Genomic DNA, 26,752 nt, shown 5'->3' with positions numbered 1-26,752 from the left:
TTCGATTGACCGCCACTGTCGCGGAACGAAAATAGTGCGGGGCGACGGGATCACATGGACATAGCGACCTATCTGGACGAAGTGCGCGCGCAGTTCGAGAGCGGGCGCGCGACCGAACACAGCTATCGCCCGGCCCTGTACAAATTGTTCCAGAGCATCGATCCGGCGTTGACGGTCGTCAACGAACCGAAGCGCGGCGACGCGGGCATGGTCGATTTCGAATTGATCCGCGAGGAGAAACAAGAGTGAGCTTGTTCGAAACTCTGGCGCGCGCGCGGACCGAAGAAGACGTCAAAGACGCTTATATCGCGGCGCTCGGCCTCAAATCCTATTCCAAGAATCTCGTCGACATTCAGACTCAGGAGGTCTGGTTCGAGGCGAAGGCTATCTCGACTCCGCCAATCGTGATGTTCGCGCAACTGCTGTTCTACATCCGCGCGGCGAAGAAGCGCGGCGAGGCGATCCCTGCCTTCCTCGCGGTGATCGACCGCGAGAAGGCGGCGATCATGCCGACGGAGAAGGCGCTGCCGCTGCTCGACGACAAGAACATCGACTGGCCGAAATCGGGATCGGGGGCGGGCAAGGAACTCGCCGCGCAGATCGCGCCCTATGTGCAGACGCACATCGTCGAATACGAGATCGCGCACGACGAAGCGGCATTCGTGAAGGCGGTGAAGGACGCGATCCGCGAACGGCGGATCATCCGCACCCCGATCACGCCCGACAATCTGCGCCAGGTGTTTGATCGCTGGGTGGAGATGGTCGGTAGCGAGCTAGGCACGGTCAACGCTGCCGACTATGCCGTTCTGTTCTTCGCCGACATTATGCACGACGGCACCAACGAGGCGATGCGCAACCTACCCGCGCGGCTGCTGTTCAGCGGTGACAAGCCGGTTTTCATCCTCGGTGCCGAGCAATATGAGCTGGCGAGCGAGCGCGGCTATCGCAACTTCTGGGCCATCTATCATCGCCCGCCAGATCAGAAGCACCGCCACTATCTGCTCGAACGGCGCGACAGCCTGCTCCCGGTAGACGAGCAAAAGTTCAAGGGCGCCTATTACACGCCGTTACACATCGTCGACAGAGCCTATGATCAGCTCTTCGCCACACTGGGGCCGAATTGGCAGGACCGCTATCTCGTGTGGGACATGTGCGCGGGCGTCGGCAATCTGGAGGCCAAGCACAGCAATCTGCGTAACGTCTTCATGTCCACGCTCGATCAGGCTGATGTAACGATAATGAAGTCCAACCCCGCCTTCGCCGGCGCGGAGATTTTCCAGTACGACTATCTCAACGACGACGTCACCGATTTTGGCGAGATCGACTACACGCTATCGGGCAAGGTGCCGCCCGCGCTACGCCAAGCGATCGTCGATGCGAAAGAGGGCAGGAAGGGCGCGAAGCCGATTCTGGTGCTGATCAATCCGCCTTATGGCGAGGCAGCAAATACGCAGGGGAAAGCGGGCAAAACTGGAATCGCGACGACGCGAGTCAGCTACGGTATGGGCGATCTTGGATATGCCGCCCGTGAGTTGTTTGTCCAGTTTTTGCACCGGATCATGAGCGAGTTACCCTCCACGAAGCTCGCAATTTTCGCCAAACTGAAATACGTTAACGCTCCGAATTTTGAACACTTTCGCGAACGCTGGCTTGCCAAGTTCCTCGACGGATTTGTTGTACCTAGCAAGGTGTTTGATGGCTTAAAGGGCAACTATCCAATCAGCTTCTTGCTTTGGGATTTAGCTATCGCAGAACCATCTGACGAAATATCTACGATCGCGCTAGATCGAGAAGGAAATACCATAGATGAGAAGACGTTCTTTAATGTTCCTAACGACCGTTTTTTAAGCAATTGGATTCCGCGGGAACGGAAAAATGGTATGGATGCTGTCCCTCTGATCAACGCAATAACACCGATTGCGAAGACCGATCATGTCAGAAACAAACATTGGTCTGATGGCGCAATTGCCCATTTTTTCTGCAATGGTAACGATTTTCAGAATGCAGGCACGATGACTGCCGTGTTCTCTTCGGTACATTCGATTGGTCATGCCGGCGGCTATTTTGTTAAACCAGAAAACCTATGGAAAATTGCAGTTGTGTTTGCGGTTCGCCGCGTCATCCCGCAAAATTGGCTCAACGACCGCGACCAGTTCCTACAGCCCTCGCAGCCGCTAACCGAGGAGTTCAAATCCGACTGTCTCGTCTGGATGCTGTTCAACGGTAGTAACCTGACCGCCGGGGCCGACGGGCTGCGCTGGAGCGACCGCGACTGGAGCCTTGTCAACCATTTCGTCCCTTTCACTGAAGCTGAGGTGGGGGCGAAAGGTCGGTTCCAGAGCGATTTCATGGTCCGCCACATCTCGGGCATGGCCTTCTCGTCCGAGGCGCAAGCCGTGCTCGACGAGGGGCGCAAGCTGTGGACGCGCTTCCACGCCACGCAATTTCCGCGCAAGGTCCGCGATGAATATAGGCTCGGCCGCCTCGACGCCGGGTGGTATCAGATCCGGCGCGCGCTCGAAGCCTATGGCGACACTGAACTGACCGACTTCGAACCCTTCAAGGCCGCCTACGCCGCCCTTTCAGCCAAACTGCGGCCAATGGTTTATGAACTGGGGTTCCTGCCGCAATAGTCGCCGTCGGGTAAATCCGCCGACACCAATATGAGCGGCCGTTCTGGCTGAATCCGAGCCGCGCCGATCCAACCGAAGGGCGGCAGGGCAGCTTTTTCTAAGGGCGGGGCAAATGGCCCCGCGAAGACATTACACCCAGTCGTCACCCCGGGCTTGACCCGGGGCCTGCCTCGTCTTTTCATGCGGCGATGGAACGCTATCCCTGCGTCTATATCCTTGCGCGGTCCTAGCACGGGACTTTCTATACTGGCGTCACGTCGAACCTCGTTCAGCGCATCCACCAGCATCGGGCCGAGACCTTCGAGGGTTACACCAAAGATTATGGCATCAAACGCCTCGTCTGATTTGAACGCCATGAGGTGATGGACACCGCGATCCTGCGCGAGAAGCGCATCAAGCGATGGGTGCGGCCGTGGAAATATGATTTGATCAACGCGATGAACCCGACCTGGCGCGACTTGGCCGAGGATTTCGGGTTTGAGCCTTTGCCGCTTGGAAGAAGGAAGGCGGGTCCCGGGTCAAGCCCGGGATGACGATGGGGCCTCACGTACAATCCTCCTTGCGCCGAAGGCGTGGGGAGGTGGCGGCGCGAAGCGCTGACGGAGGGGCCGACGCCGTCAGGCGTCGTGCAAGCTTTCGGCCCCTCCACCACGCCCTTCGGGCGCGGTCCCCCTCCCCATGGCTTCGCCACAGGGAGGATTGGGTGGGTCCGTGTTGGCTCGCTTCTGGCAACGACCGGCATATTAGAACCATATAGGTTATTATACTTGACATCGTCACGCTGATATGGCACATATGCCTCATCATGCAGAATTGCGAGTCGGGCCGGGGCCTCTTCCGATGGGAGGGGCTTTCCGGCCCTTTTGCTTTGGAGGCGGGCGATATGGACGAGGAAATCATTCCGAACCAGAAGGGGCAGTTGCAGGTTCGGGCGGTGCGGAAGAACGGGTGGACGGCGGCGAAGCGGACGGCGTTCCTGGCCGAGCTGGCGCAGAGCTGTAACGTCAGCCGCGCGAACAAGGCGGCGGGGGTCGCGACGCGCAGCGCCTATCTGCTCCGCGCGCGCGATCCCGAATTTGCGCGGCAGTGGCAGGCGGCGCTGGAGATCGGTTACGAACGGCTGGAAATGGCGCTGGTCCGCCGTGCGTTACAGGTGGTCGAAGGGATCGATCTTGATGAGGGCGCGGAACCGGTCGAGAAAATGACGGTGGAGCAGGCGATGAACCTGCTCAACCTGCATCGCCGCAGCGTGCAGCAGGGGCATGCGTCGAAACGCCGGCAGCCCGAGCGGCATGTGGCGACGCAGGAGGAAACCGACGCGGCGCTGATCAAGCGGATCGGCATGGTGCTGCGCCAGCGCGCGGCGCGCGGGGCGTTGCCGCCGCCTTCGCCTCCCCCGTCGCCGCCGAAGGGTGGCGCGGCTCCGGAGGGGCCGGAGCCGCTATGTGGTTGACCGATGCCGACCCCGACGCGACCGACGCGGTCACGCGGCAGTGGCGGTCGGACGACCTGATCGCGTGGCTGCGCAGCCTGACGCCCAGGGAATTGCGCGATGTGCTGCGCGGGCTGACCGAGGGGCAGAAGGCCGAGCTGGTCCGGCGCTGGTACGGGTTCCAGAATGACGGGCAGCGGATACCGCCGGGGGACTGGCGCATCTGGCTGATCCAGGCGGGGCGCGGGTTCGGCAAGACGCGGGCGGGCGCCGAATGGGTGAGCGAGGTGGCGCGCGATCGGCCGGGGGCGCGGATCGCGCTGGTCGCGGCGACGATCGCCGACGGGCAGCGGGTGATGATCGAGGGGCCGAGCGGGCTGCTGACCGTGGCGCGGTCGCACGAGACGCCGCGCTGGGTCGCGGGGCGGCGCGAACTGCTGTTCGACAGCGGCGCGGTGGCGATGCTCTATTCGGCCGAGGCCGGCGAGGAATTGCGCGGGCCCGAACATCATGCGGCGTGGTGCGACGAGCTGGCGAAATGGCGGCGCGGGACGGCGGCGTGGGACAATCTGATGCTGGGCATGCGGCTGGGCGAGCACCCGCGCGTGCTGGTGACGACGACGCCGCGGACCAATGCGGCGATGCGGCGGGTGCTGGCGGCGCCGGGCATGGTGCCGACCTATGGGCGGACGGGCGAGAACCCGCACCTGCCCGAAAGCTTCGTCGAGGCGATGCTGGCGAGCTATGGCGGGACGCGGCTGGGGCGGCAGGAGCTGGGCGGCGAGATGCTCGAGGATGTCGAGGGGGCGCTGTGGACAAGGGCGCTGGTCGAGGGGTGCCGGGTCGATGCGGCGAGCGTCGGCAAGCCGGTGCGGGTGGTGATCGGGGTCGATCCGCCGGCGACCAGCGAAGGCGACGCGTGCGGGATCGTCGTCGCGGCATTGCTGCGCGACGGGCGGCTGGCGGTGCTGGAGGATGCGAGCGTCGAAAAGGCGTCGCCTGGCGTGTGGGCGCAGGCGGTCGCCGCGGCGGCGGCGCGCCGGGGCGCCGACCGGGTGGTGGCCGAGAGCAATATGGGCGGCGAGATGGTGACCGGCACGCTGCGCCAGGCCGATTGCACGCTGCCGGTGGTGCCGGTGCATGCGAGCGTCGGCAAGGCGCGGCGGGCCGAGCCGGTCGCGCTCGCCTATGAGCGCGGGCAGGTGGTGCATGCGGGGGTGTTCGCGGAGCTGGAGGACCAGCTTTGCGGGTTCCAGGTCGGCGGCGGCTATGCGGGGCCGGGGCGGTCGCCCGACCGGGCGGATGCGTGTGTGTGGGCGCTGGCGGAGTTGCTGCGCGGGATGGGCGCGGCGGGGCCGGGGGTGCGGCGGGTCTAGTTCACGCGGAGACGCGGAGAGACGGAGATAGAAAGAGAATTTTCGCGCAGAGGCGCAGAGCACGCAGAGAAGAGGGAAATGGCGGCTTAGCCGCCCATATGTTTCTCCGCGTCTCCGCGCCTCCGCGTGAACCGGATCTTTGCGAACTCTGCGCCTCTGCGCGCATTTTCTGGGGGCCGTGGCGCGAGCCGTCACTGCCCCTCCACCACCCGCTTCGCGGGCGGTCCCCCTCCCCATGGCTTCGCCACAGGGAGGATATTGTGGGAGAATCTTATGAACTGGTTTGGCCGCAAGGCCGCGCAGCATCCTGCGCGGCCCGCTTTGTCGCGGGTGTACGGGAGCTGGTCGGCGCCCGCGCCCTTGTCGTTCGAGGCGCAGGTGCGCAGCGGCTATCTGGAGAATCCGATCGTGCGGCGCAGCGTGCAGCTGGTCGCCGAGGCGGTCGGCGGGGCGCCGCTGGAGGCGAGCGATCCGGCATTGGCGGCGCTGGTGGCGGGGACGTCGGGCGGGCAGGGGTTGCTCGAGACGCTGGCGGCGCAGTTGCTGCTGCACGGCAATGGCTATGTGCAGATATTGGGCGACGGGGCGGGGGCGCCGGCGGAGCTGTTCGCGCTGCGCCCCGAGCGGGTGACGGTCGAGGCCGATGCGCGGGGGTGGCCGGTCGCCTATCGCTACAAGGCCGGGGGCAGCGCGGCGGTGCTGGCGGCCGAGGATGGCGCGGGGCGGACCGCGGTCGTCCACCTGAAGGCGCCGCATCCGCTCGACGATCATTATGGCGCGGGGTGCCTCGGCGCGGCGGCGGCGGCGATCGCGGCGCATAATGCCGCGACGGGGTGGAACCGCAGCCTGCTGGAGAATGCGGCGCGGCCGTCTGGGGCGCTGGTGCATGATCCGGGCGACAAGGGGGTGCCGCTGTCGGCCGAGCAGGTCGAGCGGTTGCGCGAGGAACTGGCCGAGGGGTTCGCGGGCGGGGCGAATGCGGGGCGGCCGTTGCTGCTGGAGGGCGGGCTCAGGTGGCAGGCGCTGTCGCTGTCGCCCGCCGACATGGATTTCCTGGAGCTGAAGCATAGCGCGGCGCGCGAGATCGCGGCGGCGTTCGGGGTGCCGCCGATGCTGCTCGGGCTGCCGGGCGATGCCACTTACGCGAATTACAAGGAGGCGAACCGGGCGCTGTGGCGGCTGACGGTGCTGCCGCTGGCGGGGAAGATATTGGGCGGGATCGCGCAGGGGCTGCGCGGGTGGTTTCCCGATGCGGCGCTGCGGGTCGACCTGAACAAGGTGCCGGCGCTGACCGAGGAACGGATGATGCTGTGGCACGAGGTGTCGGCGGCGGACTGGCTGACGGGTGAGGAAAAGCGGGCTTTGCTGGGGGTTTGAAGCGTCGCCCCCGCGAAGGCGGGGGCCGCTGGCGACCTGGCGCTACGCCGATAGCGGCCCCGCCTTCGCGGGGGCGACGGGAGTGATCGACATGGATGAGGAAGAAGCGCTGGCGCGGCTGGTCGCGCTGGCGGGGACGGGTGCGTCTTCGGATGCCGCAGTGCTGCGCGCGCTGATCGAGGAGGCGAGCGAGCTGGGGGCGCGGCGGGCGCTGGCGCGGCTGGGGCTGTCGGACGAGGCGGCGCGCGGCGACATGAGCGATCTGCGCCAGCTGCTCGGCGCGTGGCGCGATGCCAAGACGAGCGCGTGGAAGGCGGCGGTCGACTGGGCGGTGCGGGGCGCGCTGGCGCTGCTGGTCGTCGGGCTGGCGGTGAAGCTGGGGCTGCCGGGGTTGTTGCGGTGAGGGGGGCGGTGGTGGAACAGGCCCTCCCCCAACCCATCCCGCGAGCGGGAGGGAGGATCAGGTTCGCGGGCTATGCGTCGGTGTTCGACCGCGTCGATCGCGGCGGGGATGTGGTGCGCAGCGGCGCTTTTGCGCGCAGCCTGGCGGCGGGCGGGGCGGTGCCGCTGTTGTGGCAGCACCGGCCGGGGGCGGTGATCGGGACGATCGAGGGCTTGGCCGAGGATGCGCGCGGGCTGCGCGTGGTGGCGCGGGTGACGCATCCGACCGCGGCGGCGCTGGTCGCGCGCGGGGCGCTGACGGGATTGTCGTTCGGGTACCGGGTGACCGCGGCGCGCGGGAGCAATCCGCGCGAGCTGCTGGGGCTGGATCTGGCGGAAGTGAGTTTGGTGGCGGCGCCGATGCAGGCGCTGGCGCGGGTGATTGCGGTGGATGTCGGTGGGCGCCGAGAGGGCGCCTCACCCTCACCCAGCTTCGACTAGCGAACAAGTTCGCAAGTCTGCGCAACCCTCCCCCGTCAAGGGGGAGGGAAGAGATTCAAGAAGGAGTGACGGGCATGGAGTTGGATATCGAAGTGAAGGCCGATGCGCTCGATGGGGCGTTCGATGCGGTGTTGGCGGCGGAAGCGGTCGATGATCTGAAGGCCTCGGTCGCCGCGTTGAAGGCGCAGGTCGATGCGCAGGTGGTGGCGGCGGCGCGGCTGCCGCTCGATGGGGCGAAGGCGGACGATCCGGCGCGCGATGCGTTCGTCGAACGGTACCTGCGCAGGGGTATCGATGCCGGGGTCGAGATGAAGAGCCTGTCGGGGGCGTCGGGCGCCGAGGGCGGTTATGCGGTGCCGCGCGAGATCGACGGGACGATCGCGGCGACGCTGAAATCGCTGTCGCCGATCCGGTCGATCGCCACCGTCGTGCAGACGGGGACGAGCGGTTATCGCAAGCTGGTCGCGACCGGGGCGACGGGGGCGGGCTGGGTCGGCGAGACTGCTGCGCGGCCCGAGACCGCGACGCGCAGCTTTGCCGAGATCGCGCCGCCGTCGGGCGAGCTTTATGCCAATCCGGCGGCGAGCCAGGCGATGCTCGACGATGCGATGTTCGATGTCGAAAGCTGGCTGGCCGACGAGATCGCGCGCGAATTCGCGGTGGCCGAGGGGGCGGCGTTCGTGAGCGGCAACGGGACGAACCGGCCGAAGGGCTTCCTCGACGCGGCGACGACCAACGAGGTCGATGGCACGCGCGCGTTCGGGACGCTGCAATATCTGGCGTCGGGCGCGGCGGGCGCGTTCGCGGCGTCGAACCCGCAGGACAAGCTCGTCGAACTCGTGCATTCGCTGCGCGCGCCGTACCGGCAGGGCGCGGCGTGGGTGATGAACAGCGATACGCTGGCGCGGATTCGCAAGTTCAAGACGACCGACGGCGCGTTTTTGTGGCAGCCGGGGCTGGTCGAGGGGCAGGCGGCGACGTTGCTCGGCTATCCGGTGGTCGAGGCCGAGGACATGCCGGCGGTGGGGGCGAACAGCCTGTCGATCGCCTTCGGCAATTTCCGCGCCGGCTATTTGATCGCCGACCGCGGCGAGACGCGCATCCTGCGCGATCCGTTCAGCAACAAGCCCTTTGTGCATTTTTATGCAACCAAGCGGGTGGGCGGTGCGATCATCAATTCGGAAGCGATCAAGCTGATGAAATTCGCCGCCAGCTGATTGGCTGGCGTGCGATGGGGCGCCCGGCCCCCGTCCTTTCCCTTTCGGTAGGGGCCGGGCGCTTATTTTTCTCGTCGGACTACGGGCGTTGCCGATCCTCCCTGTTGCGAAGCCATGGGGAGGTGGCAGCCCGCAGGGCTGACGGAGGGGCCGACGCCGTCAGGCGTCGGTGCGAGGCCGCGGCCCCTCCACCACTTGCTTCGCAAGCGGTCCCCCTCCCCATCGCTTCGCGACAGGGAGGATTTGGATAGTCGAACATAGCGAAAGGATGGCGCAGCCATGCCGACGATATTTTTTGCCGACCTGGTGCGCGAGACGAGCACCGGCACAGGTAGCGGTGCGCTCGTCCTGAACGGCGCGGTGGCGGGGCATCGGCGTTTTGCCGATGCCGTGCCCGGCGGCGCGAGCTTTCACTACAGCATTGCCGGGGTGCGGCACGAAGGCGAGTGGGAGGTCGGGACCGGCGGGCTCGATGCCGAAGGACGGCTGCGGCGCGATGCCGTCGCGGCGTCGTCGAACGGTGGGGCGCCGGTGGTGTTTTCGGCGGGGATCAAGACGGTCGCGCTGACCGTCGGCGCGGGGTGGCTGACGGCGACCGATGGCGCGCTGGCGGCGGCGACCGCCGGGGTTGCCACCAACGGCGCGGCGCTGACGGCGGCGGGGGTGACGATCGCGGCGCAGGGCGCGGCGATCGGCGCGGCGCAGGCGGCGATTGCCGCGCATGACGGTGTGCTTGCGGGCAAGCAGCCGATTTCGACCGGGCATGCGGCGGCGACCTTTGTCGAGGCGGCCGACAGCGTCACGATGCGGCGCGGCAGCGGCTGGGTCAATGTGCCGGCGACGGCGCTGGTCCATCAGCGTAGCGGCGGCGGGTTCGTGTGCGCGGGCAATCTGGGGGTCGGCGACGATGCGCCGGGGCAGCGGCTGGTGGTCAAGGGCAGTTCGGCGGTCGACGGCAGCGCGCCGGTGGTGGCGGAGATTGCCGATACGCAGGCGGGCGCCGCAGGCTGGACGGCGAATGCGGTCTTTGCCGCGCTCAATTTTCGTAGTGCCGACGGGTCGGTGACGGGTGCCGGGGTGCGCGCGCAGATCGCGGCGACGATGCCGGTCGCGCATGGCGGGCAGACCGACCTGAAGCTGAGCGCGTCGGGGGTGACCTTGCTCGACCGCGCGGTGGTGCTCGAAAGTTCGGGGCGATTCCGGCCCGGCACCGACAATAGCCAGCAGCTCGGCGGCGCGAGCCAGCGCTGGTCGACCGTCTATGCGGCGACGGGGACGATCAACACGTCCGATGCGCGTGACAAGCATTGGCAGGGTGCGGCGAGCGCGGCGGAGATACGCGCGGCGCGGCGGATATGGGGCGAACTGGGATTTTTCCAGTGGACCGACGCGATCGCGGCGAAGGGCGCCGATGCGGCGCGGCGGCATTTCGGGGTGCGGGCGCAGGCGGTGTGGGACATCATGGCCGACGAGGGGCTGGTCGATCCGGTCGGCGACGACGGGCGGCCGGGGCGGACCCCCTATGCCTTTCTGTGTTTCGACGGCTGGGAGGATGGCGCGGGCGTCTGGCACGACCGGTTCGGGGTGCGCGGCGACCAGCTGGCGCTGTTCCTGATCGCCGGGCTGGCGAGCGAGATCGCGGCATGATCGGGGCGCGGGCGCTGGGCGCCGGCGCGATCGCCGATGCGGGTTTGCGCGACCTGGCGAGCGAATATCCCGGGCCGCGGGTCGGCGCGGCGCGCGGCGACGCGCGCGGGCGGACGGCGGGGTCGCAGGCGGGGGAGCGGGTGGTGCGGGTGCGGCGGGACGGGCGGCTGGTGTGAGGCTTGCCGATCCTCCCTGTGACCGCAGGTCATGGGGAGGTGGCAGCGCGAAGCGCTGACGGAGGGGCCGACGCCGTCAAAGGCTGACGCAAGGCTGCGGCCCCTCCACCACCGCTTCGCGGCGGTCCCCCTCCCCATCGCTTCGCGACAGGGAGGATCGGAAACCGCGCCGCGGCGCGACATGATCGAGGGGAAATGACATGGGTTTGATGATCAAGGACCCGGGGGCGCGGGTCGATTATGCGTTTGATTGGGGCGATGCCTATGTCGACGGGCAGGTGATCGTCGCGGCGAGCTGGGCGGTCGAGCCCGCGCTTGCCGGCGGCGTCGCAGTGTCGGGGGCGAGCCATGATTTGCTGCGCTGCGCGGCGACGTTGGACGGCGGCGAGGCGGGGGGCGTCTATCGCGTGACCAACCGGGTGACGCTGAGCGACGGGCAGATCGACGAGCGGTCGCTGACGCTGCGGGTGGAGGAACGCTGATGATATCGCAGATCGAGAAAGGCGCGGCGCCGGTCGGCGTCGCCGAAGCGAAGGCGTGGCTGCGGCTGGGCGCGGGACAGGACGATGCGGTGGTCGCGGGGCTGATCCGCAGCGCCGCCGACCTGTGCGAGGCGTTCACCGGCCAGATGCTGATCGTGCGGACGGTAGCCGAGGACATCCCGGTGACGCGCGGCTGGATGCGGCTGTGCAAGCGGCCGGTGGTCGCAGTCGACGCGGTGATGGGGCTGGTCGGCGAAGAGGAGACCGTGCTGGCGGACGATGCCTGGCGCGCCGAAATCGACCGCGATGGTGGCGCGCGGCTGGCGATCGATGCGCCGGGCGAGGCGATGCGGGTGCGCGCGACCTATCGCGCCGGGCTGGCGGCCGACGCGAACGGGGTGCCCGAGGCGATCCGCCAGGGGCTGATCCGGATGATCCAGCATCTGCACGAGGCGCGCGACGATGGCGCGCGCGAGGTGCCGGCGATCATCGCGGCGCTGTGGCAGCCCTGGCGTCCGTTTGGCCTGAGAGCAGGCGCGTGGCGATGAGCGCCGAACAGGCGGTGCGCGCGCGGGCGCTGGCGCTGCTGGCGGGCAACGCGGCGCTGGCGGGGCTGGTCCACGGGGTGTTCGACGGAGTGCCGGCACGGGCGAGCGCCCCCTATGTCAGCGTCGGCGCGGCCGAGGGGAGCGATTGGGGGACCAAGGATGTCGCGGGACGCGAGGTGCGGCTGACGCTGGCACTGGTCGGGGTCGGCGCGGCGGCGGGCGATGGCGCGGCGGGGCGGATCGAGGCGCTGGTGCCGGGGCTGCGCGGTGAAGGCGATGGCTGGAGGGTCGTCGGCGCGCGGGTGGTCCGGACGCGGTTCGGCTTTGCGAAGGATGGGGGGTGGCGGCACGAGATCGTCGTGCGGTGCCGGTGTCTGGTGGGGTGAGGCGATACGTCGCCCCCGCCTTCGCGGGGGCGACGGTAGTTTTTGCTGCACCTTATGCTGCGGCCTCGCCGCGTCGCTTATTCGCCGCCGGGCAGGGTGTTGGTCGAGCTGTAATCCTTGAACTTGTCGGTGAAGTTCGCGTGATAATCCTCGATCTGCATGTCGGCGTCGTCGGTGGCGTTTTTCTCGCTGTCGCCGGCGGCGCGGCCGAAGGCGATCACCGCGGCGCGGAAGGCGTCGCGCTCGGCCGAGCAGGTCGATTTCAGCGCCATTTCATATTCGGCCTCGCCCATCTTGGCCTCGAGCGACTTCTTCATGTCGTCGCGCAGGCATTTGGTGAAGGCGGCACGCGTCGTGTCGACGCTGGCGGTCGAAGCCGGCGCCATGGTGGCCAGAAGTATCGTTGCAATCAGCATCCTGCGACTCCCCGTTTACGCATGATTTTATGTTGAGGAGATTAGACGATGGCAATCGAAAATGGGAGCGCCTTTTTGCTCAAGATCGGCGATGGCGAGGTACCGCCGGCGTACCAGACGGTCGCGGGTTTGCGGACGACGCAAATGTCGGTGAACGGCGAGGCGGTCAACGTCACGACCAAGGACAGCGGCGGGTGGCGCGAGCTGTTGTCGGGCGCCGGGGTGCGCTCGGTTTCGGTGAGCGCGGCGGGGATTTTCACCGGGTCGGATGCCGAGGTGCGGCTGTGCGGCCATGCCTTGTCGGGGGCGATCGACGCCTATGAACTGGCGTTCGAGAGCGGCGAGCGGATGCAGGGGCGGTTCCTGGTGACGCGGCTCGACTATGCCGGCGATTATAACGGCGAGCGGCAATATACGCTGAACCTCGAGAGCAGCGGTCCGGTGGTGAGCCTGTGACCGGGGTGGCGGCGAACAGGCTGCGCGGGGAGGCCGAGCTGCGGGTCGGCGAAACGGCGTTCGTGCTGCGCCCGAGCTTTGCAGCATTGGTCGCGGCGGAGGACGAGCTGGGGCCGCTGTTCGCGCTGGTCGAGCGCGCCGCCGACGGCCGGCTGGGGCTGGGCGAACTGGCGGCGCTGTTCTGGCATTGCGTCGAGGGGCGGCCCGAGACGCTGACCCGCGAAGCGGTGGGCGAGGCGGTGGTCGCGCAGGGGCTGGTCGCGGTGACGCCGGCGCTGCGCGTGCTGCTCGGCCAGATATTGCAGGGACGATGAGCGAGGCGTTCGGGCCGGGCGCGGTGCGGCTGGCGGGGGTGATGGCGCGCGTCGCGGGATGGCTGCCCGGCCAGTTCTGGACGGCGACCCCCGCCGATGCCGCGGCGGTGCTGGCGGCGTGGGCCGACGAGGATGGCGCGGCGGTGCCGATGGCGCGCGATGCGCTGGGCGCGATGATGGAGGCTTTTCCCGATGGGTGACGAGATCGACGAGATGCTGGTGACGGTGCGTGCCGACACGAGCGTCTTCCAGCGCGACGTCGCGGCGATGCGCGCGACGCTGGAGGGGCCGCTGATCGCGGGCGCCGATGCGGCGGGGCGGGGGATCGAGCGCGCGCTGAGCCGCGCCATCCTGACCGGCAAGCTGGGGTTCGAGGATCTGAAGCGGGTGGCGCTGTCGGTGATGGCCGACATCGCGCGCGCGTCGATTTCGAACGCGCTGGGGGGCGGGCCGCAGGGCGGCGGGGGCAGTGGCGGCCTGTTGGCGCTGGCGACGTCGATCGTGCAGGCGCTGTTCGGGGCGCCGGGGCGCGCGACCGGCGGGCCGGTGAGCGCCGGACGCGCCTACCGCGTCGGCGAGCGCGGGCCCGAGCTGTTCGTGCCCACCGCGAGCGGGCGGATCGAACCGGCGGGCGGCGCGGTGCGCAACATCGCGATCACGGTGAATGTGCGCGGCGAGGGCGGCAGCGAGCCGGCGCGGCTGGCGCAGACCGGGCGGCAACTGGCGCGCGCGGTGCGGCGCGCGGTGGAGGCGGACTGATGGGCTGGGCGCTGGTCGCGGCCGAGCCGCATCACAGGAAGGGGTGGATCAAGCGCTTCGATCCGCGGTTCTGGACGGTCGATTTTGCGCGGCCGATGATGGCGAGCGTCGTGACTACGGCGCCGGCGGCGCTGCGGGTGGAGACGGTCTTTTATCAAAAGCAGGATCTGGCGGGGCTGATCTGGGCGGCGGAGGATCGCTGGGATCATCCGTTGCTCGCTTATGCGACCAGCCGCGATTTTCGGCATTGCCAGCTGAGCTTTCGCTGGCGGTCGGGCGGGGTGAAGCCGCTCGACTCGCTGCACGGGCCGACGCTGACGATCGAGGGGCGCGATGCCGAAGGCAGCCCGCGCGCCTGGTATGTGCGGCTGTGGAACTATGCCGAGGGGACTGGCGAGGATGCGTTCGTCAGCCTGAATTTCGATGCGCTCGACGGCGGCTATCTGCTGCCCGGCGAGGCTGACCCTGTGTGGGCGGGCGATATCGACCGGATGTTCGTGTCGCTGGTGCCGCCGGGCTATGACGGGAGCGAGGGAGTGTTGGCCGGGCCGGTCGCGGGCTGGGCCGAGATGAGCGAGATCGCCTGTTCGGGGTCGGGATCGGTGCTGACGATTGGCGATGCGATGCTGCCCGAACATGGGCTGGGGATGACGAACGGCTATGACGATATCTATCACCTGACCCCGGCGCGGGTGGTGCGGCAGATCGCCCACCTCGGCTATCGCGGTGACGTCGTCCATTATGTCGGGATGAGCCATTATATGCGGCTCGAGGCGTCGGGCGGGGGCTTTTACGCGAGCCTGGCCGGCGGGACGATCAACGCGCCGTGCGCGCTGTGGCATGCGGGCTTTGCCGGCGTATGCGCAGAGGCGGGGCTGGGGGTGATCTGGTCGCTGTCCTATGAATATTTCGACGAATATTGCTGGAACGACTGGAAGCAGCGTGACGCCGAGGGCGCGCCGGCGCTGACCGGATGGGTGCCGCCGTCGACTTTGCTGTCGCCCGCCAATGCGGTGGCGATGGGCTATCTGCAGCTGGTCGCGCGGGCGTTCGTCGGGGTGGCGGTGGCGGCGGGGCTGCCGGTGAAGTTCCAGGTCGGCGAGCCCTGGTGGTGGGTCAATCCGGCCGGCAAGATTTGCGGTTACGATGCCGCGACGACGGCGGCGCTCGGCGGGACGAGTGTCGCGATCCCCGACCTGCGCGCGGCGCTCGACGGCGGACAGCGAGCGATGCTCGATGCATTGGGGGCGTTGCTCGCGGTATCGACTGCGGCGCTGGTCGCGGCGGCGCGCGACGAGGCGGGGGGCGCTGGGCTGGTCAGCCATTTGCTCGTCTTCCTGCCGACGGTGCTCGACCCGGCGGCGCCCGAGGTGCGGCGCGCCAATGTGCCGCTCGGCTGGGCGGTGCCGGCCTTTGATGTGCTCCAGCTGGAGGATTATGACTGGGTCACCGGCGGGCGCGGGGCCGAGACCGGACCGGCGCGGGGCGCGATGGTAGCGCGGCTGGGTTATCCAATTGACGAACAACATTATTTTTCGGGATTCGTGCTGCGGGCGGAGGATCGCGACCAATGGGCGGCGATCGCCGAGGCGGCCGGGGCGAGCGTGCGCGCGGGGGTGGCGCGCACGTTCGTCTGGGCGCTGCCGCAGGTCGCGCGCGACGGGTTCGTCTGGTTCGACGGGGAGGATGACATGCAGGCATTTGATGCGGTGGATTTCCCGCTGGCGATCGGGCGCGAGGCGCTCAGCGTGACCGAATTTTCGACCCAGATCGTGAGCTCGCCGTCGGGGCACGAGCAGCGCGCGAGCGAATGGGCCGAGGCGCGGATGCGCTACGATGCGGGGCCGGGGGTGCGGTCGGAGGGTGACGTGCGGGCGCTGGCCGACTTCTTCCGCGCGCGGCGTGGTGCGGCGCGGGCGTTCCGGTTTCGCGATCCGTTCGACCATGGGTCGGCGGCGGATGGCGGGTTGCCGACAGCGTCCGACCAGTGGCTCGGGACCGGCGACGGGAGCCGGCGGCAGTTCGCGTTGGTGAAGCGTTATGGCGCGGGCGAGGCGATGCAGGAGCGGGCCATCCGACTGCCGGTCGCGGGCAGCGTCAGGGTGTCGGTCGACGGGATCGAGACGGCGGCGTTCGTGGTCACCGGCGATGGCGAGGTGCTGCTCGATGTCGCGCCTGCCGTCGGGATCGTGGTGCGCGCGGGGTTTCGCTTCGATGTGCCGGTGCGTTTCGCCGAGGATCGGCTGGAGGTGAGTCGCGCGACCTTTCTGGCGGGCGAGATGGCGAATGTGCCGCTGGTCGAGGTGCGGGCGCCCCAAGGGATTTCGGGGTGATGCCCGAACCCCTGACGACGGCGCCCGACTGGCTGCGCGAGGAGCTGGTGACGCTTGCCTGGTGCTGGCGGCTGGCGCGGCGCGACGGGGTGGTGGTGGGGCTGACCTCGCACGATCGCGACCTGATGGCGGACGGCACGCTGTACCGCGCGGCGCCGGGGATGAAGCCGTCGGCGCTCGAGACGAGCGACAGCCTCGATGTCGAGACGATGGACCTGGAGGGCGCGGTGTCGAGCGCGGCGATTGCCGCCGTCGACCTCGACGCGGGGCGTTGGGACGGCGCGCGGCTGGCGCTGATGGTGGCCGACTGGAGCGCGCCCGATACGGCGCCGGTGGTCGTGGCGCGCGGCGAACTGGGCGCGGTCGAGCGACGGGGATCGGCCTTTGCGGTCGAGTTGCAGGGGGTGGTGCGGTCGCTCGACGGGCCGGCGTGCCCGGCGACGTCGCCGTCGTGCCGGGCGGCGTTGGGCGACCGGGCGTGCCGGGTCGGCCTGGCGTCCCTGACGCATATGCGACGGGTGGTCGCGGTCGACGGGCGCGCGGTGACGCTCGACGCGCCGGTCGCGGCGGGGACGATGGCGTTCGGCGAATTGCTGTGGATCGAGGGTGCGGCGTGCGGGCTGGCATCGCCGGTGATCGCCGACGACGGGGCGGTGCTGGTGCTGGCCGATGTTCCGGGGCTGCTGTCCGCATTGCCGGCGCGGGTGCGGCTGACCGAGGGGTGCGACCGGCAGCTGGCGACGTGCGGCGCGCGCTTTGCCAATGCGATGAATTTTCGCGGCGAGGCGCATCTGCCGGGCAATGACCTGCTGACGCGCTATCCGGGTGGATGAGCTTGGTTGCCGTGCCTTTGCGGCGGCGCGGGCGATGGTCGGGGTGCGGTTCCGGTTGCAGGGGAACGATCCGGCGACGGGGCTCGACTGCGTGGGGCTGGTGTGGGCGGCCTATGCCATAGCGGGGGTACGGCTGGTGCGGCCGGGCGATTATCCGCTGCGCGGGTGGACGCGGAGGCGAGTCGAGGCGGGGCTCGCTGGTGCCGGGTTCGGGCCGGTGGCGGATGGGCGCGTCGGCGATGTCGCGCTGTTCGCGTTGGCGGCGGGGCAGTTTCATCTCGGGCTGATCGGGCCGGCGAGCCTGGTGCATGCGCATGCCGGGCTGCGGCGGGTGGTCGAGACGCCTCTGGGTGATGAGCTTTGGGAGGCGGAGCGGTGGCGGCTCAAGGTCGGGAGCGGACATAAGATCCTCCCTGTGGCGAAGCCATGGGGAGGTGGCAGCGCGAAGCGCTGACGGAGGGGCCGACGCCGTCAGGCGTCGCGCAAGCTTTCGGCCCCTCCACCACGCCCTTCGGGCGCGGTCCCCCTCCCCATGGCTTCGCCACAGGGAGGAATCATATGCCCGCTACCGCGCGAAATCGGTCATCGCGCGGCGGCCCGCACCCCTCATTTTTCGGGAGCATAGTCATGGCAACCTTGGTGCTGTCGGTCGTCGGTCAGGTGATCGGCGGGCCGATCGGGTCGGCGATCGGCGCGTTCATCGGGCAGCAGATCGACGCCGAAATCTTCAAGCCAAAGGGGCGCGAAGGGCCGCGGCTGGCCGATCTGAAGGTGCAGGCGTCGACCTATGGCCAGCCCATCCCGCAATTGTTCGGGACGATGCGCGTCGCCGGCAGCGTGATCTGGGCGACCGATTTGATCGAGCGGCGTGAGAAGCATGGCGGCGGCAAGGGGCGGCCGTCGACGACCGAGTATAGCTATGCGGTGTCGTTGGCGGTGGCGCTGTCGTCGCGGCCGGTGCGTGCGATCCGGCGCATCTGGGCCGACGGCGACCTGCTGCGCGGGACGAGCGGGACGTTCCGCGAGCGCTGCGCCTTTCGCTGGTACGACGGGAGCGAGGACCAGCCGGTCGATCCACTGATCGCCTCTGCGGTCGGCATCGGGTCGGCGAGCGCGTTTCGCGGGCTGAGCTATGCGGTGTTCGAGGACCTGGAGCTGGCGAGTTTCGGCAACCGCATTCCGGCGCTGAATTTCGAGGTCGAGGCCGATGCGGGTCCGATCGATGCGGGGCTGGTCGGCGACGCGCTGCTCGGCGAGGCGGGGCGCTGCACGGGACGCACCGCCTTTTCGGGCTATGCGGCGTCGGGCGACCGGGTGCGCGAGGCGCTGGCGCCGCTGTTCGAGGCCGACGGGGTGCGGCTGGTCGGGGCGGCGGACGGTTGGACGCTGGCGCCGACGGGACTGGCCGGCGATCCGGTGGCGCTGGGCGATTTCTGCGAGGCGCGGCGGATATCATCGGCGCGCGACGGCGCCGAAGTGCGCCGCGCGCCGCTGTCGGTGCTGCCCGGGGCGATCCGGCTGCGGCATTACGAACCCGAGCGCGACTATCAACTCGGCCAGCAGAGTGCGCTGGTCGCCGGCGGCGGGCGCCGCGAGGACCGGATCGACCTGCCGGCGGTGTTGCCGGCGGGCGGTGCGCGGGCCCTGGCGCGGCAAATCGCCGCGGCGGCGGCCGACGGCCGCGAGACACGGGTGTGGCGCGCCGACCTGGCCGCGTTGGCGCTGCCGGTCGGCGGCGTGGTGACGTTGAACGATGCGAGCGCGTGGCGCGTCGCGTCGCGGACGGTCAAGGATGGCGAGGTCAGGATCGAGTTGCTGCGCCACCAGCCGGTGACGATCGCGGCCGGGGAGGCCGATCCGGGGGTGTCGGTGCCCGCGCCCGACTGGCCCGACAGCGAGGGTGTGGTGCGGCTGTTCGACCTGCCCAACCTCGGCGGTGGCAGCGCGACCGCGCCGCGGATCCTGGTCGCGGCGGCAGGGGGCAATGACGGGTGGCGCGGGGCCGAGACCTGGCTGGTTCCAGCGCCGGGCGCCGAGCCGATCCCGGTCGGCACGATCCGGCCCGCCGCGGCGCTGGGAGCGCTGGCGGCGGCGCTGGGTCCCGGCGACGCGACGCTGTTCGACATGGAACGCAAAATCCTGGTTTCGCTGACGAATCCGTCGATGGTTATGATGTCGGTCGACGATGCGGCGCTGCTCGGCGGCGCCAATCGCGCCATGATCGGCGACGAGTTGATCCAGTTCGGCGTCGCCGAAGCGCTGGGCGAAACGACCTGGCGGCTGTCGCGCCTGCTCCGCGGGCGGGCCGGGACGGAGCGGGCGGTGGCGCATGCCGCCGATACGCCCTTTGTCCTGCTCGACGACGCGGCGCCGGTCGTGCTTCCCGATGCGCTGGCGGGTTGGGCCGACGGCGGCATGGCGTCACTGCAATGGGCGCCGCGCGGCGCCGCCGAACTGACCGAGGTGGCGGTGCCCGATACGGCGGCGGCGCTGCGCCCGCTGGCGCCGGTGCATGGCGCGGTCTCCGGCGATGGCGCGGGCGGGATGCTGGTCGCATGGGTGCGGCGGAGCCGGACCGATACCGGCTGGCGCGACGGGATCGACCTGCCGCTCGGCGAAGGACGCGAGGCCTGGCGGGTGACGGCGGAGCCTCCGGTGGCGGGCAGCGGTCCGTGGGAATGCCCCGCCGCATCGCTGCACCTCGGCGCGGCGGAGGTCGCGGCGCTGCCGCCCGGTACCAGTCTCGCGATCCGCCAGGTCGGCGATTTTGCGCTGTCGCTACCGCTTATTCTTCCCCTCGATTGAAAGGATTAGGTGATGACCGACCTGCCGAGCACGGCGCGTTTCGCGCTGCCCCTGTTGGCGATGGCGCAGGCGCAGAAGGAGGTAACGCACAATGAGGCGCTGACCCTGCTCGATGCGCTGGTGCAGCCGGTGGTCGAGGACGGGCCGCAGGCGGTCCCGCCCTCCGCGCCGGCCGCCGGGCAGGGCTGGATCGTCGGTGCGGGGGCCAGCGGGGCGTGGGCCGGCAAGGATGGCGGGCTCGCCTTGTGGACCAGCGGCGGATGGCGCTTCGTCGCACCGCGGCCGGGCATGCGGACACACCGGCTAAGCGACGGAGGCTGGCTGCGATTCGACGGTGTGGCATGGGTCGAACCCGGCCCGATCGCGAGTCCGGCGGGGGGAGCGACGGTCGACTCCGAAGCGCGTGCGGCGATCGCGGCCGTGATTCTGGCTCTTGTCGGCCATGGTCTTCTGATTTAAGGCTGATTTTACCTATTATCGCCCGACAAGTGCGGCTTTTTGGCAACAGATTGGCAATTTGTTCGCTTGCGCGGAACCAAAGGCGGGGGTAGGACGTCTGCGAGACGTAAATCTCAATTGAAAGGGGAATCTACTATGAGGAAGCTTGCCGCCGCCGTGGCGTTGGCCTCCACCGCCCTTGCGACGCCTGCTCTGGCGCGCGACGACTCCTGGTACGTAGGAGTTGGGGGTGGTGTCATGATCGTCGAAGATCTCGATCTCGACATCGGCACCTTCAACAATGCAGGTACGCTCGACCACAAGAAGGGTTACGACTTCGAAGGCGTCGTCGGCTATGATTTCGGCGGTTTCCGCGCGGAAGTCGAAGTCGGCTACCGCGAAGCCGACATCAAGGCCGGCCGTTTCAACACCCCCGGCATCCCGGGCTCGGCCAATGGCACGGGTAACCTGGTTACCGGCAGCTATGCCATGAACGGCGATTCGAACGCGCTGAGCTTCATGGTCAACGGCATGCTCGACTTCGGCGACGATGACGGCCTTCAGGGCTTCGTCGGCGGCGGCGCCGGTGTGGCTCGCGTCGATGTCGCTCCGGTCTTCGCCGGTCCGTTCCTCGACGATTCGGACACCGGCTTCGCATGGCAGGCCATCGCGGGCGTTCGCGCTCCGCTGACCCGCAACATCGATGTCGGCCTGAAGTATCGCTTCTTCAACGCCAGCAACCTCGACCTGGTCGATCAGCGCGGCCGCGACGTTTCGACGCGCTTCCGTTCGCACTCGATCCTCGGCACGCTGACGTTCAACTTCGGTGGTGCGGAACCGGTGGCACCGACGGCACCTCCGCCGCCCCCGCCGCCGCCCCCGCCGCCCCCGCCGCCCCCGCCGCCCCCGCCGCCGCCTCCGCCGGTTTGCGAGCCTGGCCCGTACATCGTCTACTTCGACTGGGATCAGTCGAACATCACGCCCGAAGCGGCGTCGACGCTGGACAACGCCATCAGCGCTTACAACCGTGGCTGCTCGGGTACGCAGGTTTGGCTCGCCGGTCACGCTGACCGTTCGGGTTCGGCCAAGTACAACGTCGGTCTGTCGGAACGCCGCAACACCGCGGTTCGCAGCTATCTCACCGCTCGCGGTATCTCGGATGGCTCGATCAGCGCAGAAGCGTTCGGCGAAAGCCGCCCGGCCGTTGCGACCGCCGACGGCGTCCGCAACGACCAGAACCGCCGCGTGGAAATCAAGTACGGCCCGGGTTCGGGCAACTAAGATTTCCCGCCCGGTTGGGTTGGAACCAAAAGAGGGGCGGTACCGAAAGGTGCCGCCCTTTCTTTATGCGCGCGGCGGGTCGGGCGTTGTCCGGTCCGGCGCGCTTTTTGTTTGCGTCGTTTCTATAATGTTATACCATAACAAAAGATCGGTGACCGCTTGCGAGCGGCGCAAGGGGGCCGATCGATAGCGGGCCCGGCTGCGACGATCGACAATGTCGTGCCGGCGCCGCGCTTCGACAGGGAGAGAGACGATGCGCCGACGTCGCAGCATTTTCCGGAGCGATCCCAACGCCAGTCCGGTGATCAACACCACCCCGCTGATCGACGTGATGCTGGTGATGCTGGTGATGTTCATCATCACCATCCCGTCGCCGACGCACATGGTCGACATCACGTTGCCGGGCGAAATCGACGGGCCGACCGACGTGCGGGACGAGAACCGCATCACCGTCGATACGGCGGACACGATCCGCTGGAACGGCGAGGCGGTTGACCTCGCGCAACTGGGCAAGCTGGTGAAGCTCGCGTCAGATCGTACCGAGCCCGCGACGCTGATGTTCGAACCCGAGGCGCGGGCGCGCTATTTGCGGGTCGATCAGGCGATCGGCGCGATCCGCCGCAACGGCGGCAGCAAGCTCGCCTTTCCGGGGATTCACCAATATGGCGGTCTGATCTGACGCGCCGCGGCGCCTGCTGCCGGTCAGGCGGCGGGGGCCGTCCCGGGCCGCAGATAGGCCAGCATATAGTTGACATAATCGACCTTGCCGAGCGGCACGCCCATGTGGCGGAGGATGGCGTAGGCGGCGACGAGGTGGAAATAATATTGCGGCTGCGCCCAGTCGCGGACGTAAGTCGACGCGGTCATGTCGAACGCCATGCCGTTGGGCAGGTCGAAGCCCACGGGGCGGCCGGGATCGCTGTCGATGGTCGCGGAGTCGACGGTATCGAGCCAGGCCAGCGTCGCGGCGAGCTGCGCCTGGAGGCCGGCGAAGTCGGCGGCGTCCTCGGCGAATTGCGGGGCACCGGCGGCGCCGAGGCGGGTGAGCGCCTGGATCGCCTGCTGGCACGAGAAACGCACCTGCGACGCGAGCGGGAACATGTCGGGCGCGAGCCGCGCGGCGATGAACTGCAGCTCGCCGACGCCGTTTTCGGCACCCCAGCCGAGCGCTTTGTCGAGCTGCGCCGACAGCGCGCGGAGGCCGTTGCGATAGGCGGGTACCGTGAAGTCGTAGAGCATCGTCTTGTCCTTCGAAGGGGAAACGGGGGAGGTCAGGCGGCGTGTTTGTCCTGGAACTGGAGCCGCGCGAGGCGGGCGTAGAGGCCGTCGGCGGCGACGAGCGCGTCATGCTTGCCTTCCTCGACGATGCGGCCGTCGTCCATCACGATGATGCGGTCGGCGGCGCGCACGGTGGCGAGGCGGTGCGCGATGACGATCGTCGTGCGGTCGTGCATCAGCGCCTCGAGCGCGTCCTGCACCAGCTTTTCGGATTCGGCGTCGAGCGCCGAGGTCGCTTCGTCGAGCAGCAACAAAGGGGCGCGGCGGAGCAGCGCGCGGGCGATGGCGACGCGCTGGCGCTGGCCGCCCGAGAGACGGGCGCCGCCCTCACCCATGAAGGTGTCGAGCCCCTGCGGCAGCTTGGCGAGGAACTCCTCGGCATTGGCAGCGCGCGCCGCATCCCACAATTGCTCGTCGGTGGCGTCCCAATTGCCGTAGCGCAGATTGTCGCGCGCCGAGGCCGCGAAGATCACCGTTTCCTGCGGCACCATCGCGATGCGCGCGCGGATGTCGGCGGGGTCGGCGTCGATCAGCGGGATGCCGTCGAGCAGGATGCTGCCGCCCTGCGGATCGTAGAAACGCTCGGCGAGCTGGAAGAGGGTCGACTTGCCGGCGCCCGAAGGGCCGACGATCGCAACCGTCTCGCGCGGGGCGATCGCGAGGCTGAAGTCGTGGAGCGCGGGGGCGTCGGGCCGGGTCGGGTAGCGGAACTCGACGTTCCGGAATTCGAGCGTGCCGAGCGGCGGGTCGGGGAAGCGGCGCGCGTTGGCGGGTGGCGCGATGCTGGGTTCGGCGTTGAGCAGCTCGGACAGGCGTTCGGCGGCGCCGGCGGCGCGCAACAAGTCGCCATAGACTTCGGTGAGGGCGCCGAAGGCGCCCGCGACGAGGCCGCCGGTGAGCACGAAGGCGGCGATCGTGCCGCCGGTGATCGTCCCGGCGGCGACACCCGCGGCGCCGTACCAGAGCAGGGTGGTGATCGCGCCGAAGAGCAGGCCGATGACGATCGCGGTCATGATCGCGCGGAGGCGAATGCGGCGCTTCGCGGTGGCGAAATTATTCTCGACCGCCAGGGTGAAGCGGTCGGCCTCGCGGCTTTCCTGTCCGAAGGCCTGGACGATCTTCATCGCACCCAATTGTTCGGCGGTGGTCGCACCGATGTCGGCGACGCGGTCTTGGCTCGAACGCGAGACATTCTGCAGGCGGCGGCCGAGCAGCACGATCGGCATGATGATCACCGGGATGCCGAGCAGGATGCCGCCGGTGAGTTTCGGCGAGAGCGAGAAGAGATAGATGATGCCGCCGATGCCCATCACGGTGTTGCGCAGCGCGACCGAGACGGTGGTGCCGACGACCTGTTCGATGACGGTGGTGTCCGACGTCATCCGCGAGGCGATTTCCGACGGGCGGTTTTCTTCGAAAAAGCCGGGGGCAAGGCGCAGCAGGTTGCGCTGCACCGCCTGGCGGATATCGGCGACGGTGCGTTCGCCGAGCCAGCTGACGAAATAGAAGCGCAGCGCGGTCGCGACCGCGAGCAGCAGCACGATAACGTAGAACAGGCGGAAATGCGGCGCGACGTCGCCGCCGCCGGCGACGAAGCCGCTGTCGATCATTTCCTTGAACTGCCAGGGGATGGCAAGCGTCGCGAGCGCCGCGACGCCGAGCGCGACCGCGGCGATCAGCAATTGCAGCGGGTAGCGGCTGGCGTGTTGCCAGATCATCCGCAGGCTGCCGAGTTTGCGCGGGCGCTTGTCCGGCATTTCAGCGGGAGCGGGGGAGGGAGAGGCCGGTTCGTCTGATCTTGTCGCCATGGCCTGGCCCTAGCAGCGGCGATGCCGCCGCTCAACGCCGCAGAATGATGCGCTGGCTTCAAGCATTATGAAGCCAGCGCACATTATCGGGCCCTTGCGGTGGTTCAGCGGTTGTCGAGCTGCGCCCTGACCGCACGCAGCCCCGCTGGCGTGATGCGGTACGGCGCGCCGCCCAGCGAGCCGATGAAGCCGCGATGGCGCAGCCGCCTGAACAGCGCCAAACCCGCGCCGGCCAGCACATGGCCGTCGCGAGTGAAGCAGATCGCCTCGACCAGACGGCCGTTTTCATCGCGCCGATGGCGAATCATGCCGCCCTGCGCCAGCACGTGGAGCACGCGCTGTTCCGATTTCGAGATATTCATGAGATAGTGTCCGAGATTGGCAACAACAAAAGCGCGCCGACGCCAGGGTCGGCACGTGCCATCATCCTGTTTCGCCAGGATGTTAGCGGTTGCCCGCAATCTCGGTCATAATCACTCCGGCTACGCCCGGACGGCGTCGCGGCGCAGGCTATGGGCAAATATCCTGCGCCGCAATGTTTATGACGCATTGCACAATGGAACGGAACGCCTAGACTGCGAAGCAACACAGGCGCCGACAGAGCGCCGCGCAACGCAAGGAAACGTCGCATATGCTGTATCACGCCTTTGACATGCAGAAGAGCTGGCTCGCGGGGGCGAGCGCGCTCGCGACCGCGGGGGCGCAGGTGATGCAGCATCCCGCGAATCCGCTCGGCTATTTCGGCGGCAGCCCGCAATTCGCATCGGCGCTGGAGGTGTTCGCGCACGCCGCGGCACCGCGCGGCAAGCCGGGGTTCGAGCTGTATGAGACGATCGTCGACGGCGAAACGGTGCGGGTGAGCGAGAAGGTCGAGGCGCGCAAGCCGTTCGGACAGCTCAAGCATTTCACCCACAAGGGGTCGAAGGATGCCCCCAAGCTGCTGATCGTCGCGCCGATGTCGGGCCATTATGCGACGCTGCTGCGTGGCACGGTCGAACGCATGCTGCCCGGCCATGATGTGTGGATCACCGACTGGCGCGACGCGCGCAATGCACCGCTGTCGGCGGGCAAGTTCGATCTCGACGATTATATCGACTATCTGATTTCGTGGCTCGAGCATATCGGTCCCGGCGCGCATGTGCTGGCGGTGTGCCAGCCGTCGGTGCCGAGCCTCGCCGCCGCGGCGATCATGGCGGCGAACAAGCACAAGTGCCGCCCCGCGACGCTGACGATGATGGGCGGGCCGATCGACACGCGCAAGGCGCCGACCGCGGTCAACCAGCATGCGATGACGCGCCCGCACGCCTGGTTCCAGGAAAATGTCATCGTCACCGTTCCCGCCTGGTATCCGGGCGCCGGGCGCCGCGTCTATCCGGGCTTCCTGCAGCTCGCGGGCTTCATGTCGATGAACCTTGGCAACCACATGATGAGCCATTGGTCGATGTTCAAACATCTGGTCGACGGCGACGGCGAAGAAGCCGACAAGACCAAGGAATTTTACGACGAATATCGGTCGGTGTGTGACATGACCGCCGAATTCTATCTGCAGACCGTCGACCTGGTGTTCCAGCGCCATGCCCTGCCCAAGGGCGAGATGCTGCATCGCGGGCAGGTGGTCGACCTGAATGCGATCGAGGATATCGCGATCCTGGCGATCGAGGGCGAGCGCGACGATATTTCGGGGATCGGCCAGACCAAGGCGGCGCTGACGCTGACCAAGGCGCTGCCCGCGGAGAAGAAGAAATATCTGATGGCGAAGACCGTCGGCCATTACGGCATTTTCAATGGCCGCAAATGGCGCGAGGATATCGCGCCGGTGGTCGAGGCGTGGATCCGCAGCAACGGGGGGTGATGCCGCCGCCCCTTAGCTGACCA

The 26,752-nt window shown here is 68.4% G+C and carries 30 protein-coding genes and 1 pseudogene; 27 read left to right on the top strand and 4 right to left on the bottom strand.

The genetic code is table 11. The annotated features are described in order from the left end of the window. The first annotated feature begins 54 nt into the window (after positions 1-54). From AC3WS4_RS04860 to gp17, 15 genes and pseudogenes are all read left to right on the top strand, one after another. Positions 55-249, top strand: a complete 195-nt coding sequence (locus AC3WS4_RS04860) for a hypothetical protein (protein ID WP_492736108.1) — start codon at positions 55-57, stop codon at positions 247-249. Next, a complete protein-coding gene (locus AC3WS4_RS04855; protein ID WP_492736110.1) occupies positions 246-2,633 on the top strand; it encodes a hypothetical protein in 2,388 nt (795 codons plus the stop codon). Before AC3WS4_RS04860 ends, AC3WS4_RS04855 begins: the two co-directional genes overlap by 4 nt. A gap of 248 nt (positions 2,634-2,881) precedes the next feature. Next, positions 2,882-2,977: pseudogene (locus AC3WS4_RS04850) on the top strand (GIY-YIG nuclease family protein); the annotation flags it as partial. A gap of 18 nt (positions 2,978-2,995) precedes the next feature. Continuing rightward, on the top strand, positions 2,996-3,166 hold the full coding sequence (locus AC3WS4_RS04845) for a GIY-YIG nuclease family protein (protein WP_492736112.1): 171 nt from the start codon (positions 2,996-2,998) through the stop codon (positions 3,164-3,166). A 350-nt stretch (positions 3,167-3,516) separates the two neighbouring features. Next, complete coding sequence (locus tag AC3WS4_RS04840; RefSeq protein WP_492736113.1) at positions 3,517-4,086, top strand: hypothetical protein; 570 nt, start codon at positions 3,517-3,519, stop codon at positions 4,084-4,086. Further along, positions 4,077-5,441, top strand: coding sequence for a DNA-packaging protein (locus AC3WS4_RS04835; protein WP_492736115.1), 1,365 nt, complete (start codon positions 4,077-4,079; stop codon positions 5,439-5,441). The genes AC3WS4_RS04840 and AC3WS4_RS04835 overlap by 10 nt, the downstream gene beginning before the upstream one ends. Before the next feature lie 273 nt (positions 5,442-5,714). Continuing rightward, positions 5,715-6,818 carry a phage portal protein gene (locus AC3WS4_RS04830; protein ID WP_492736117.1) on the top strand — a complete coding sequence of 368 codons (1,104 nt, stop codon included), beginning with the start codon at positions 5,715-5,717 and terminating at the stop codon, positions 6,816-6,818. 91 nt (positions 6,819-6,909) lie between these two features. Next, positions 6,910-7,221, top strand: a complete 312-nt coding sequence (locus AC3WS4_RS04825) for a DUF6127 family protein (RefSeq protein ID WP_492736118.1) — start codon at positions 6,910-6,912, stop codon at positions 7,219-7,221. A gap of 11 nt (positions 7,222-7,232) precedes the next feature. Next, the gene (locus tag AC3WS4_RS04820) at positions 7,233-7,700 is read left to right on the top strand and encodes an HK97 family phage prohead protease (RefSeq protein ID WP_492736120.1); all 468 of its coding nucleotides are present in this window, start codon (positions 7,233-7,235) and stop codon (positions 7,698-7,700) included. A 74-nt stretch (positions 7,701-7,774) separates the two neighbouring features. Then, positions 7,775-8,917: a phage major capsid protein gene (locus AC3WS4_RS04815; RefSeq protein WP_492736122.1), complete on the top strand. Its 1,143-nt coding sequence runs from the start codon at positions 7,775-7,777 to the stop codon at positions 8,915-8,917. A 279-nt stretch (positions 8,918-9,196) separates the two neighbouring features. After that, positions 9,197-10,564, top strand: a complete 1,368-nt coding sequence (locus tag AC3WS4_RS04810) for a tail fiber domain-containing protein (protein WP_492736124.1) — start codon at positions 9,197-9,199, stop codon at positions 10,562-10,564. Further along, on the top strand, positions 10,561-10,740 hold the full coding sequence (locus tag AC3WS4_RS04805) for a hypothetical protein (protein ID WP_492736126.1): 180 nt from the start codon (positions 10,561-10,563) through the stop codon (positions 10,738-10,740). Before AC3WS4_RS04810 ends, AC3WS4_RS04805 begins: the two co-directional genes overlap by 4 nt. A gap of 200 nt (positions 10,741-10,940) precedes the next feature. After that, the gene (locus AC3WS4_RS04800; protein ID WP_492736128.1) at positions 10,941-11,222 is read left to right on the top strand and encodes a phage fiber-tail adaptor protein; all 282 of its coding nucleotides are present in this window, start codon (positions 10,941-10,943) and stop codon (positions 11,220-11,222) included. Continuing rightward, positions 11,222-11,770 (top strand): head-tail connector protein, encoded by a 549-nt coding sequence (locus tag AC3WS4_RS04795; protein ID WP_492736130.1) that lies wholly within the window; start codon positions 11,222-11,224, stop codon positions 11,768-11,770. The genes AC3WS4_RS04800 and AC3WS4_RS04795 overlap by 1 nt, the downstream gene beginning before the upstream one ends. Further along, the gene (gp17, locus tag AC3WS4_RS04790; protein ID WP_492736132.1) at positions 11,767-12,156 is read left to right on the top strand and encodes a tail completion protein gp17; all 390 of its coding nucleotides are present in this window, start codon (positions 11,767-11,769) and stop codon (positions 12,154-12,156) included. The genes AC3WS4_RS04795 and gp17 overlap by 4 nt, the downstream gene beginning before the upstream one ends. A gap of 77 nt (positions 12,157-12,233) precedes the next feature. Here gp17 and AC3WS4_RS04785 read toward each other — a convergent pair whose 3' ends face one another. After that, positions 12,234-12,572: a hypothetical protein gene (locus tag AC3WS4_RS04785; protein ID WP_492736134.1), complete on the bottom strand. Its 339-nt coding sequence runs from the start codon at positions 12,570-12,572 to the stop codon at positions 12,234-12,236. A 48-nt stretch (positions 12,573-12,620) separates the two neighbouring features. Here AC3WS4_RS04785 and AC3WS4_RS04780 point away from each other — a divergent pair, with 48 nt between their 5' ends. The 11 genes from AC3WS4_RS04780 (at position 12,621) to AC3WS4_RS04730 (ending at position 22,470) form a co-directional block, all read left to right on the top strand. Continuing rightward, positions 12,621-13,028, top strand: coding sequence for a phage tail tube protein (locus AC3WS4_RS04780; RefSeq protein WP_492736136.1), 408 nt, complete (start codon positions 12,621-12,623; stop codon positions 13,026-13,028). Then, entirely contained in the window at positions 13,025-13,342 is a 318-nt protein-coding gene (locus AC3WS4_RS04775; RefSeq protein ID WP_492736138.1) for a gene transfer agent family protein, read from the top strand. The genes AC3WS4_RS04780 and AC3WS4_RS04775 overlap by 4 nt, the downstream gene beginning before the upstream one ends. After that, entirely contained in the window at positions 13,339-13,542 is a 204-nt protein-coding gene (locus tag AC3WS4_RS04770) for a phage tail assembly chaperone (RefSeq protein ID WP_492736140.1), read from the top strand. Before AC3WS4_RS04775 ends, AC3WS4_RS04770 begins: the two co-directional genes overlap by 4 nt. Next, positions 13,535-14,101, top strand: a complete 567-nt coding sequence (locus tag AC3WS4_RS04765; RefSeq protein ID WP_492736142.1) for a tail tape measure protein — start codon at positions 13,535-13,537, stop codon at positions 14,099-14,101. Before AC3WS4_RS04770 ends, AC3WS4_RS04765 begins: the two co-directional genes overlap by 8 nt. Further along, positions 14,101-16,434 carry a DUF2460 domain-containing protein gene (locus AC3WS4_RS04760; RefSeq protein WP_492736144.1) on the top strand — a complete coding sequence of 778 codons (2,334 nt, stop codon included), beginning with the start codon at positions 14,101-14,103 and terminating at the stop codon, positions 16,432-16,434. The genes AC3WS4_RS04765 and AC3WS4_RS04760 overlap by 1 nt, the downstream gene beginning before the upstream one ends. Then, a complete protein-coding gene (locus AC3WS4_RS04755) occupies positions 16,434-17,267 on the top strand; it encodes a phage/gene transfer agent baseplate hub protein (RefSeq protein ID WP_492736146.1) in 834 nt (277 codons plus the stop codon). The genes AC3WS4_RS04760 and AC3WS4_RS04755 overlap by 1 nt, the downstream gene beginning before the upstream one ends. Continuing rightward, the gene (locus AC3WS4_RS04750; protein ID WP_492736148.1) at positions 17,260-17,721 is read left to right on the top strand and encodes an NlpC/P60 family protein; all 462 of its coding nucleotides are present in this window, start codon (positions 17,260-17,262) and stop codon (positions 17,719-17,721) included. Before AC3WS4_RS04755 ends, AC3WS4_RS04750 begins: the two co-directional genes overlap by 8 nt. 173 nt (positions 17,722-17,894) lie before the next feature. Further along, positions 17,895-20,072 carry a phage tail protein gene (locus AC3WS4_RS04745; protein WP_492736150.1) on the top strand — a complete coding sequence of 726 codons (2,178 nt, stop codon included), beginning with the start codon at positions 17,895-17,897 and terminating at the stop codon, positions 20,070-20,072. A gap of 12 nt (positions 20,073-20,084) precedes the next feature. Continuing rightward, positions 20,085-20,531: a DUF2793 domain-containing protein gene (locus AC3WS4_RS04740; protein WP_492736152.1), complete on the top strand. Its 447-nt coding sequence runs from the start codon at positions 20,085-20,087 to the stop codon at positions 20,529-20,531. Between the two features lie 135 nt (positions 20,532-20,666). Next, positions 20,667-21,791, top strand: a complete 1,125-nt coding sequence (locus AC3WS4_RS04735) for an OmpA family protein (RefSeq protein WP_056343780.1) — start codon at positions 20,667-20,669, stop codon at positions 21,789-21,791. Between the two features lie 253 nt (positions 21,792-22,044). Continuing rightward, positions 22,045-22,470, top strand: a complete 426-nt coding sequence (locus AC3WS4_RS04730; RefSeq protein ID WP_187141128.1) for an ExbD/TolR family protein — start codon at positions 22,045-22,047, stop codon at positions 22,468-22,470. A gap of 23 nt (positions 22,471-22,493) precedes the next feature. On the opposite strand, the gene AC3WS4_RS04725 is transcribed toward AC3WS4_RS04730, so the two are convergent. From AC3WS4_RS04725 to AC3WS4_RS04715, 3 genes are all read right to left on the bottom strand, one after another. Beyond that, positions 22,494-23,030 carry a DUF1993 domain-containing protein gene (locus AC3WS4_RS04725; RefSeq protein WP_492736154.1) on the bottom strand — a complete coding sequence of 179 codons (537 nt, stop codon included), beginning with the start codon at positions 23,028-23,030 and terminating at the stop codon, positions 22,494-22,496. Between the two features lie 32 nt (positions 23,031-23,062). Further along, positions 23,063-24,826, bottom strand: coding sequence for an ABC transporter transmembrane domain-containing protein (locus AC3WS4_RS04720; RefSeq protein WP_492736621.1), 1,764 nt, complete (start codon positions 24,824-24,826; stop codon positions 23,063-23,065). Positions 24,827-24,981: 155 nt separating this feature from the next. Continuing rightward, positions 24,982-25,239 (bottom strand): YjhX family toxin, encoded by a 258-nt coding sequence (locus AC3WS4_RS04715; RefSeq protein WP_492736156.1) that lies wholly within the window; start codon positions 25,237-25,239, stop codon positions 24,982-24,984. A gap of 269 nt (positions 25,240-25,508) precedes the next feature. On the opposite strand from AC3WS4_RS04715, the gene AC3WS4_RS04710 reads away from it, so the two are divergent. Then, a complete protein-coding gene (locus tag AC3WS4_RS04710; RefSeq protein WP_492736158.1) occupies positions 25,509-26,729 on the top strand; it encodes a polyhydroxyalkanoate depolymerase in 1,221 nt (406 codons plus the stop codon). The last annotated feature ends 23 nt before the right edge of the window (positions 26,730-26,752 follow it).

It is taken from the genome of Sphingopyxis sp. EU05-FHT14B03, from assembly GCF_058790875.1.
This window is presented reverse-complemented; position numbering and strand designations above follow the sequence as displayed.

What these genes read in the sequence shown, in the direction of transcription:
- AC3WS4_RS04860 (WP_492736108.1), top strand. Translation starts at nt 55, where the DNA reads ATGGACATAGCGACCTATCTGGACGAAGTGCGCGCGCAGTTCGAGAGC.
- AC3WS4_RS04845 (WP_492736112.1), top strand. Translation starts at nt 2,996, where the DNA reads ATGGACACCGCGATCCTGCGCGAGAAGCGCATCAAGCGATGGGTGCGG.
- AC3WS4_RS04840 (WP_492736113.1), top strand. Translation starts at nt 3,517, where the DNA reads ATGGACGAGGAAATCATTCCGAACCAGAAGGGGCAGTTGCAGGTTCGG.
- AC3WS4_RS04835 (WP_492736115.1), top strand. Translation starts at nt 4,077, where the DNA reads ATGTGGTTGACCGATGCCGACCCCGACGCGACCGACGCGGTCACGCGG.
- AC3WS4_RS04830 (WP_492736117.1), top strand. Translation starts at nt 5,715, where the DNA reads ATGAACTGGTTTGGCCGCAAGGCCGCGCAGCATCCTGCGCGGCCCGCT.
- AC3WS4_RS04825 (WP_492736118.1), top strand. Translation starts at nt 6,910, where the DNA reads ATGGATGAGGAAGAAGCGCTGGCGCGGCTGGTCGCGCTGGCGGGGACG.
- AC3WS4_RS04815 (WP_492736122.1), top strand. Translation starts at nt 7,775, where the DNA reads ATGGAGTTGGATATCGAAGTGAAGGCCGATGCGCTCGATGGGGCGTTC.
- AC3WS4_RS04810 (WP_492736124.1), top strand. Translation starts at nt 9,197, where the DNA reads ATGCCGACGATATTTTTTGCCGACCTGGTGCGCGAGACGAGCACCGGC.
- AC3WS4_RS04805 (WP_492736126.1), top strand. Translation starts at nt 10,561, where the DNA reads ATGATCGGGGCGCGGGCGCTGGGCGCCGGCGCGATCGCCGATGCGGGT.
- AC3WS4_RS04800 (WP_492736128.1), top strand. Translation starts at nt 10,941, where the DNA reads ATGGGTTTGATGATCAAGGACCCGGGGGCGCGGGTCGATTATGCGTTT.
- AC3WS4_RS04795 (WP_492736130.1), top strand. Translation starts at nt 11,222, where the DNA reads ATGATATCGCAGATCGAGAAAGGCGCGGCGCCGGTCGGCGTCGCCGAA.
- gp17 (WP_492736132.1), top strand. Translation starts at nt 11,767, where the DNA reads ATGAGCGCCGAACAGGCGGTGCGCGCGCGGGCGCTGGCGCTGCTGGCG.
- AC3WS4_RS04785 (WP_492736134.1), bottom strand. Translation starts at nt 12,572, where the DNA reads ATGCTGATTGCAACGATACTTCTGGCCACCATGGCGCCGGCTTCGACC.
- AC3WS4_RS04780 (WP_492736136.1), top strand. Translation starts at nt 12,621, where the DNA reads ATGGCAATCGAAAATGGGAGCGCCTTTTTGCTCAAGATCGGCGATGGC.
- AC3WS4_RS04770 (WP_492736140.1), top strand. Translation starts at nt 13,339, where the DNA reads ATGAGCGAGGCGTTCGGGCCGGGCGCGGTGCGGCTGGCGGGGGTGATG.
- AC3WS4_RS04765 (WP_492736142.1), top strand. Translation starts at nt 13,535, where the DNA reads ATGGGTGACGAGATCGACGAGATGCTGGTGACGGTGCGTGCCGACACG.
- AC3WS4_RS04760 (WP_492736144.1), top strand. Translation starts at nt 14,101, where the DNA reads ATGGGCTGGGCGCTGGTCGCGGCCGAGCCGCATCACAGGAAGGGGTGG.
- AC3WS4_RS04755 (WP_492736146.1), top strand. Translation starts at nt 16,434, where the DNA reads ATGCCCGAACCCCTGACGACGGCGCCCGACTGGCTGCGCGAGGAGCTG.
- AC3WS4_RS04745 (WP_492736150.1), top strand. Translation starts at nt 17,895, where the DNA reads ATGGCAACCTTGGTGCTGTCGGTCGTCGGTCAGGTGATCGGCGGGCCG.
- AC3WS4_RS04740 (WP_492736152.1), top strand. Translation starts at nt 20,085, where the DNA reads ATGACCGACCTGCCGAGCACGGCGCGTTTCGCGCTGCCCCTGTTGGCG.
- AC3WS4_RS04735 (WP_056343780.1), top strand. Translation starts at nt 20,667, where the DNA reads ATGAGGAAGCTTGCCGCCGCCGTGGCGTTGGCCTCCACCGCCCTTGCG.
- AC3WS4_RS04730 (WP_187141128.1), top strand. Translation starts at nt 22,045, where the DNA reads ATGCGCCGACGTCGCAGCATTTTCCGGAGCGATCCCAACGCCAGTCCG.
- AC3WS4_RS04725 (WP_492736154.1), bottom strand. Translation starts at nt 23,030, where the DNA reads ATGCTCTACGACTTCACGGTACCCGCCTATCGCAACGGCCTCCGCGCG.
- AC3WS4_RS04720 (WP_492736621.1), bottom strand. Translation starts at nt 24,826, where the DNA reads ATGCCGGACAAGCGCCCGCGCAAACTCGGCAGCCTGCGGATGATCTGG.
- AC3WS4_RS04715 (WP_492736156.1), bottom strand. Translation starts at nt 25,239, where the DNA reads ATGAATATCTCGAAATCGGAACAGCGCGTGCTCCACGTGCTGGCGCAG.
- AC3WS4_RS04710 (WP_492736158.1), top strand. Translation starts at nt 25,509, where the DNA reads ATGCTGTATCACGCCTTTGACATGCAGAAGAGCTGGCTCGCGGGGGCG.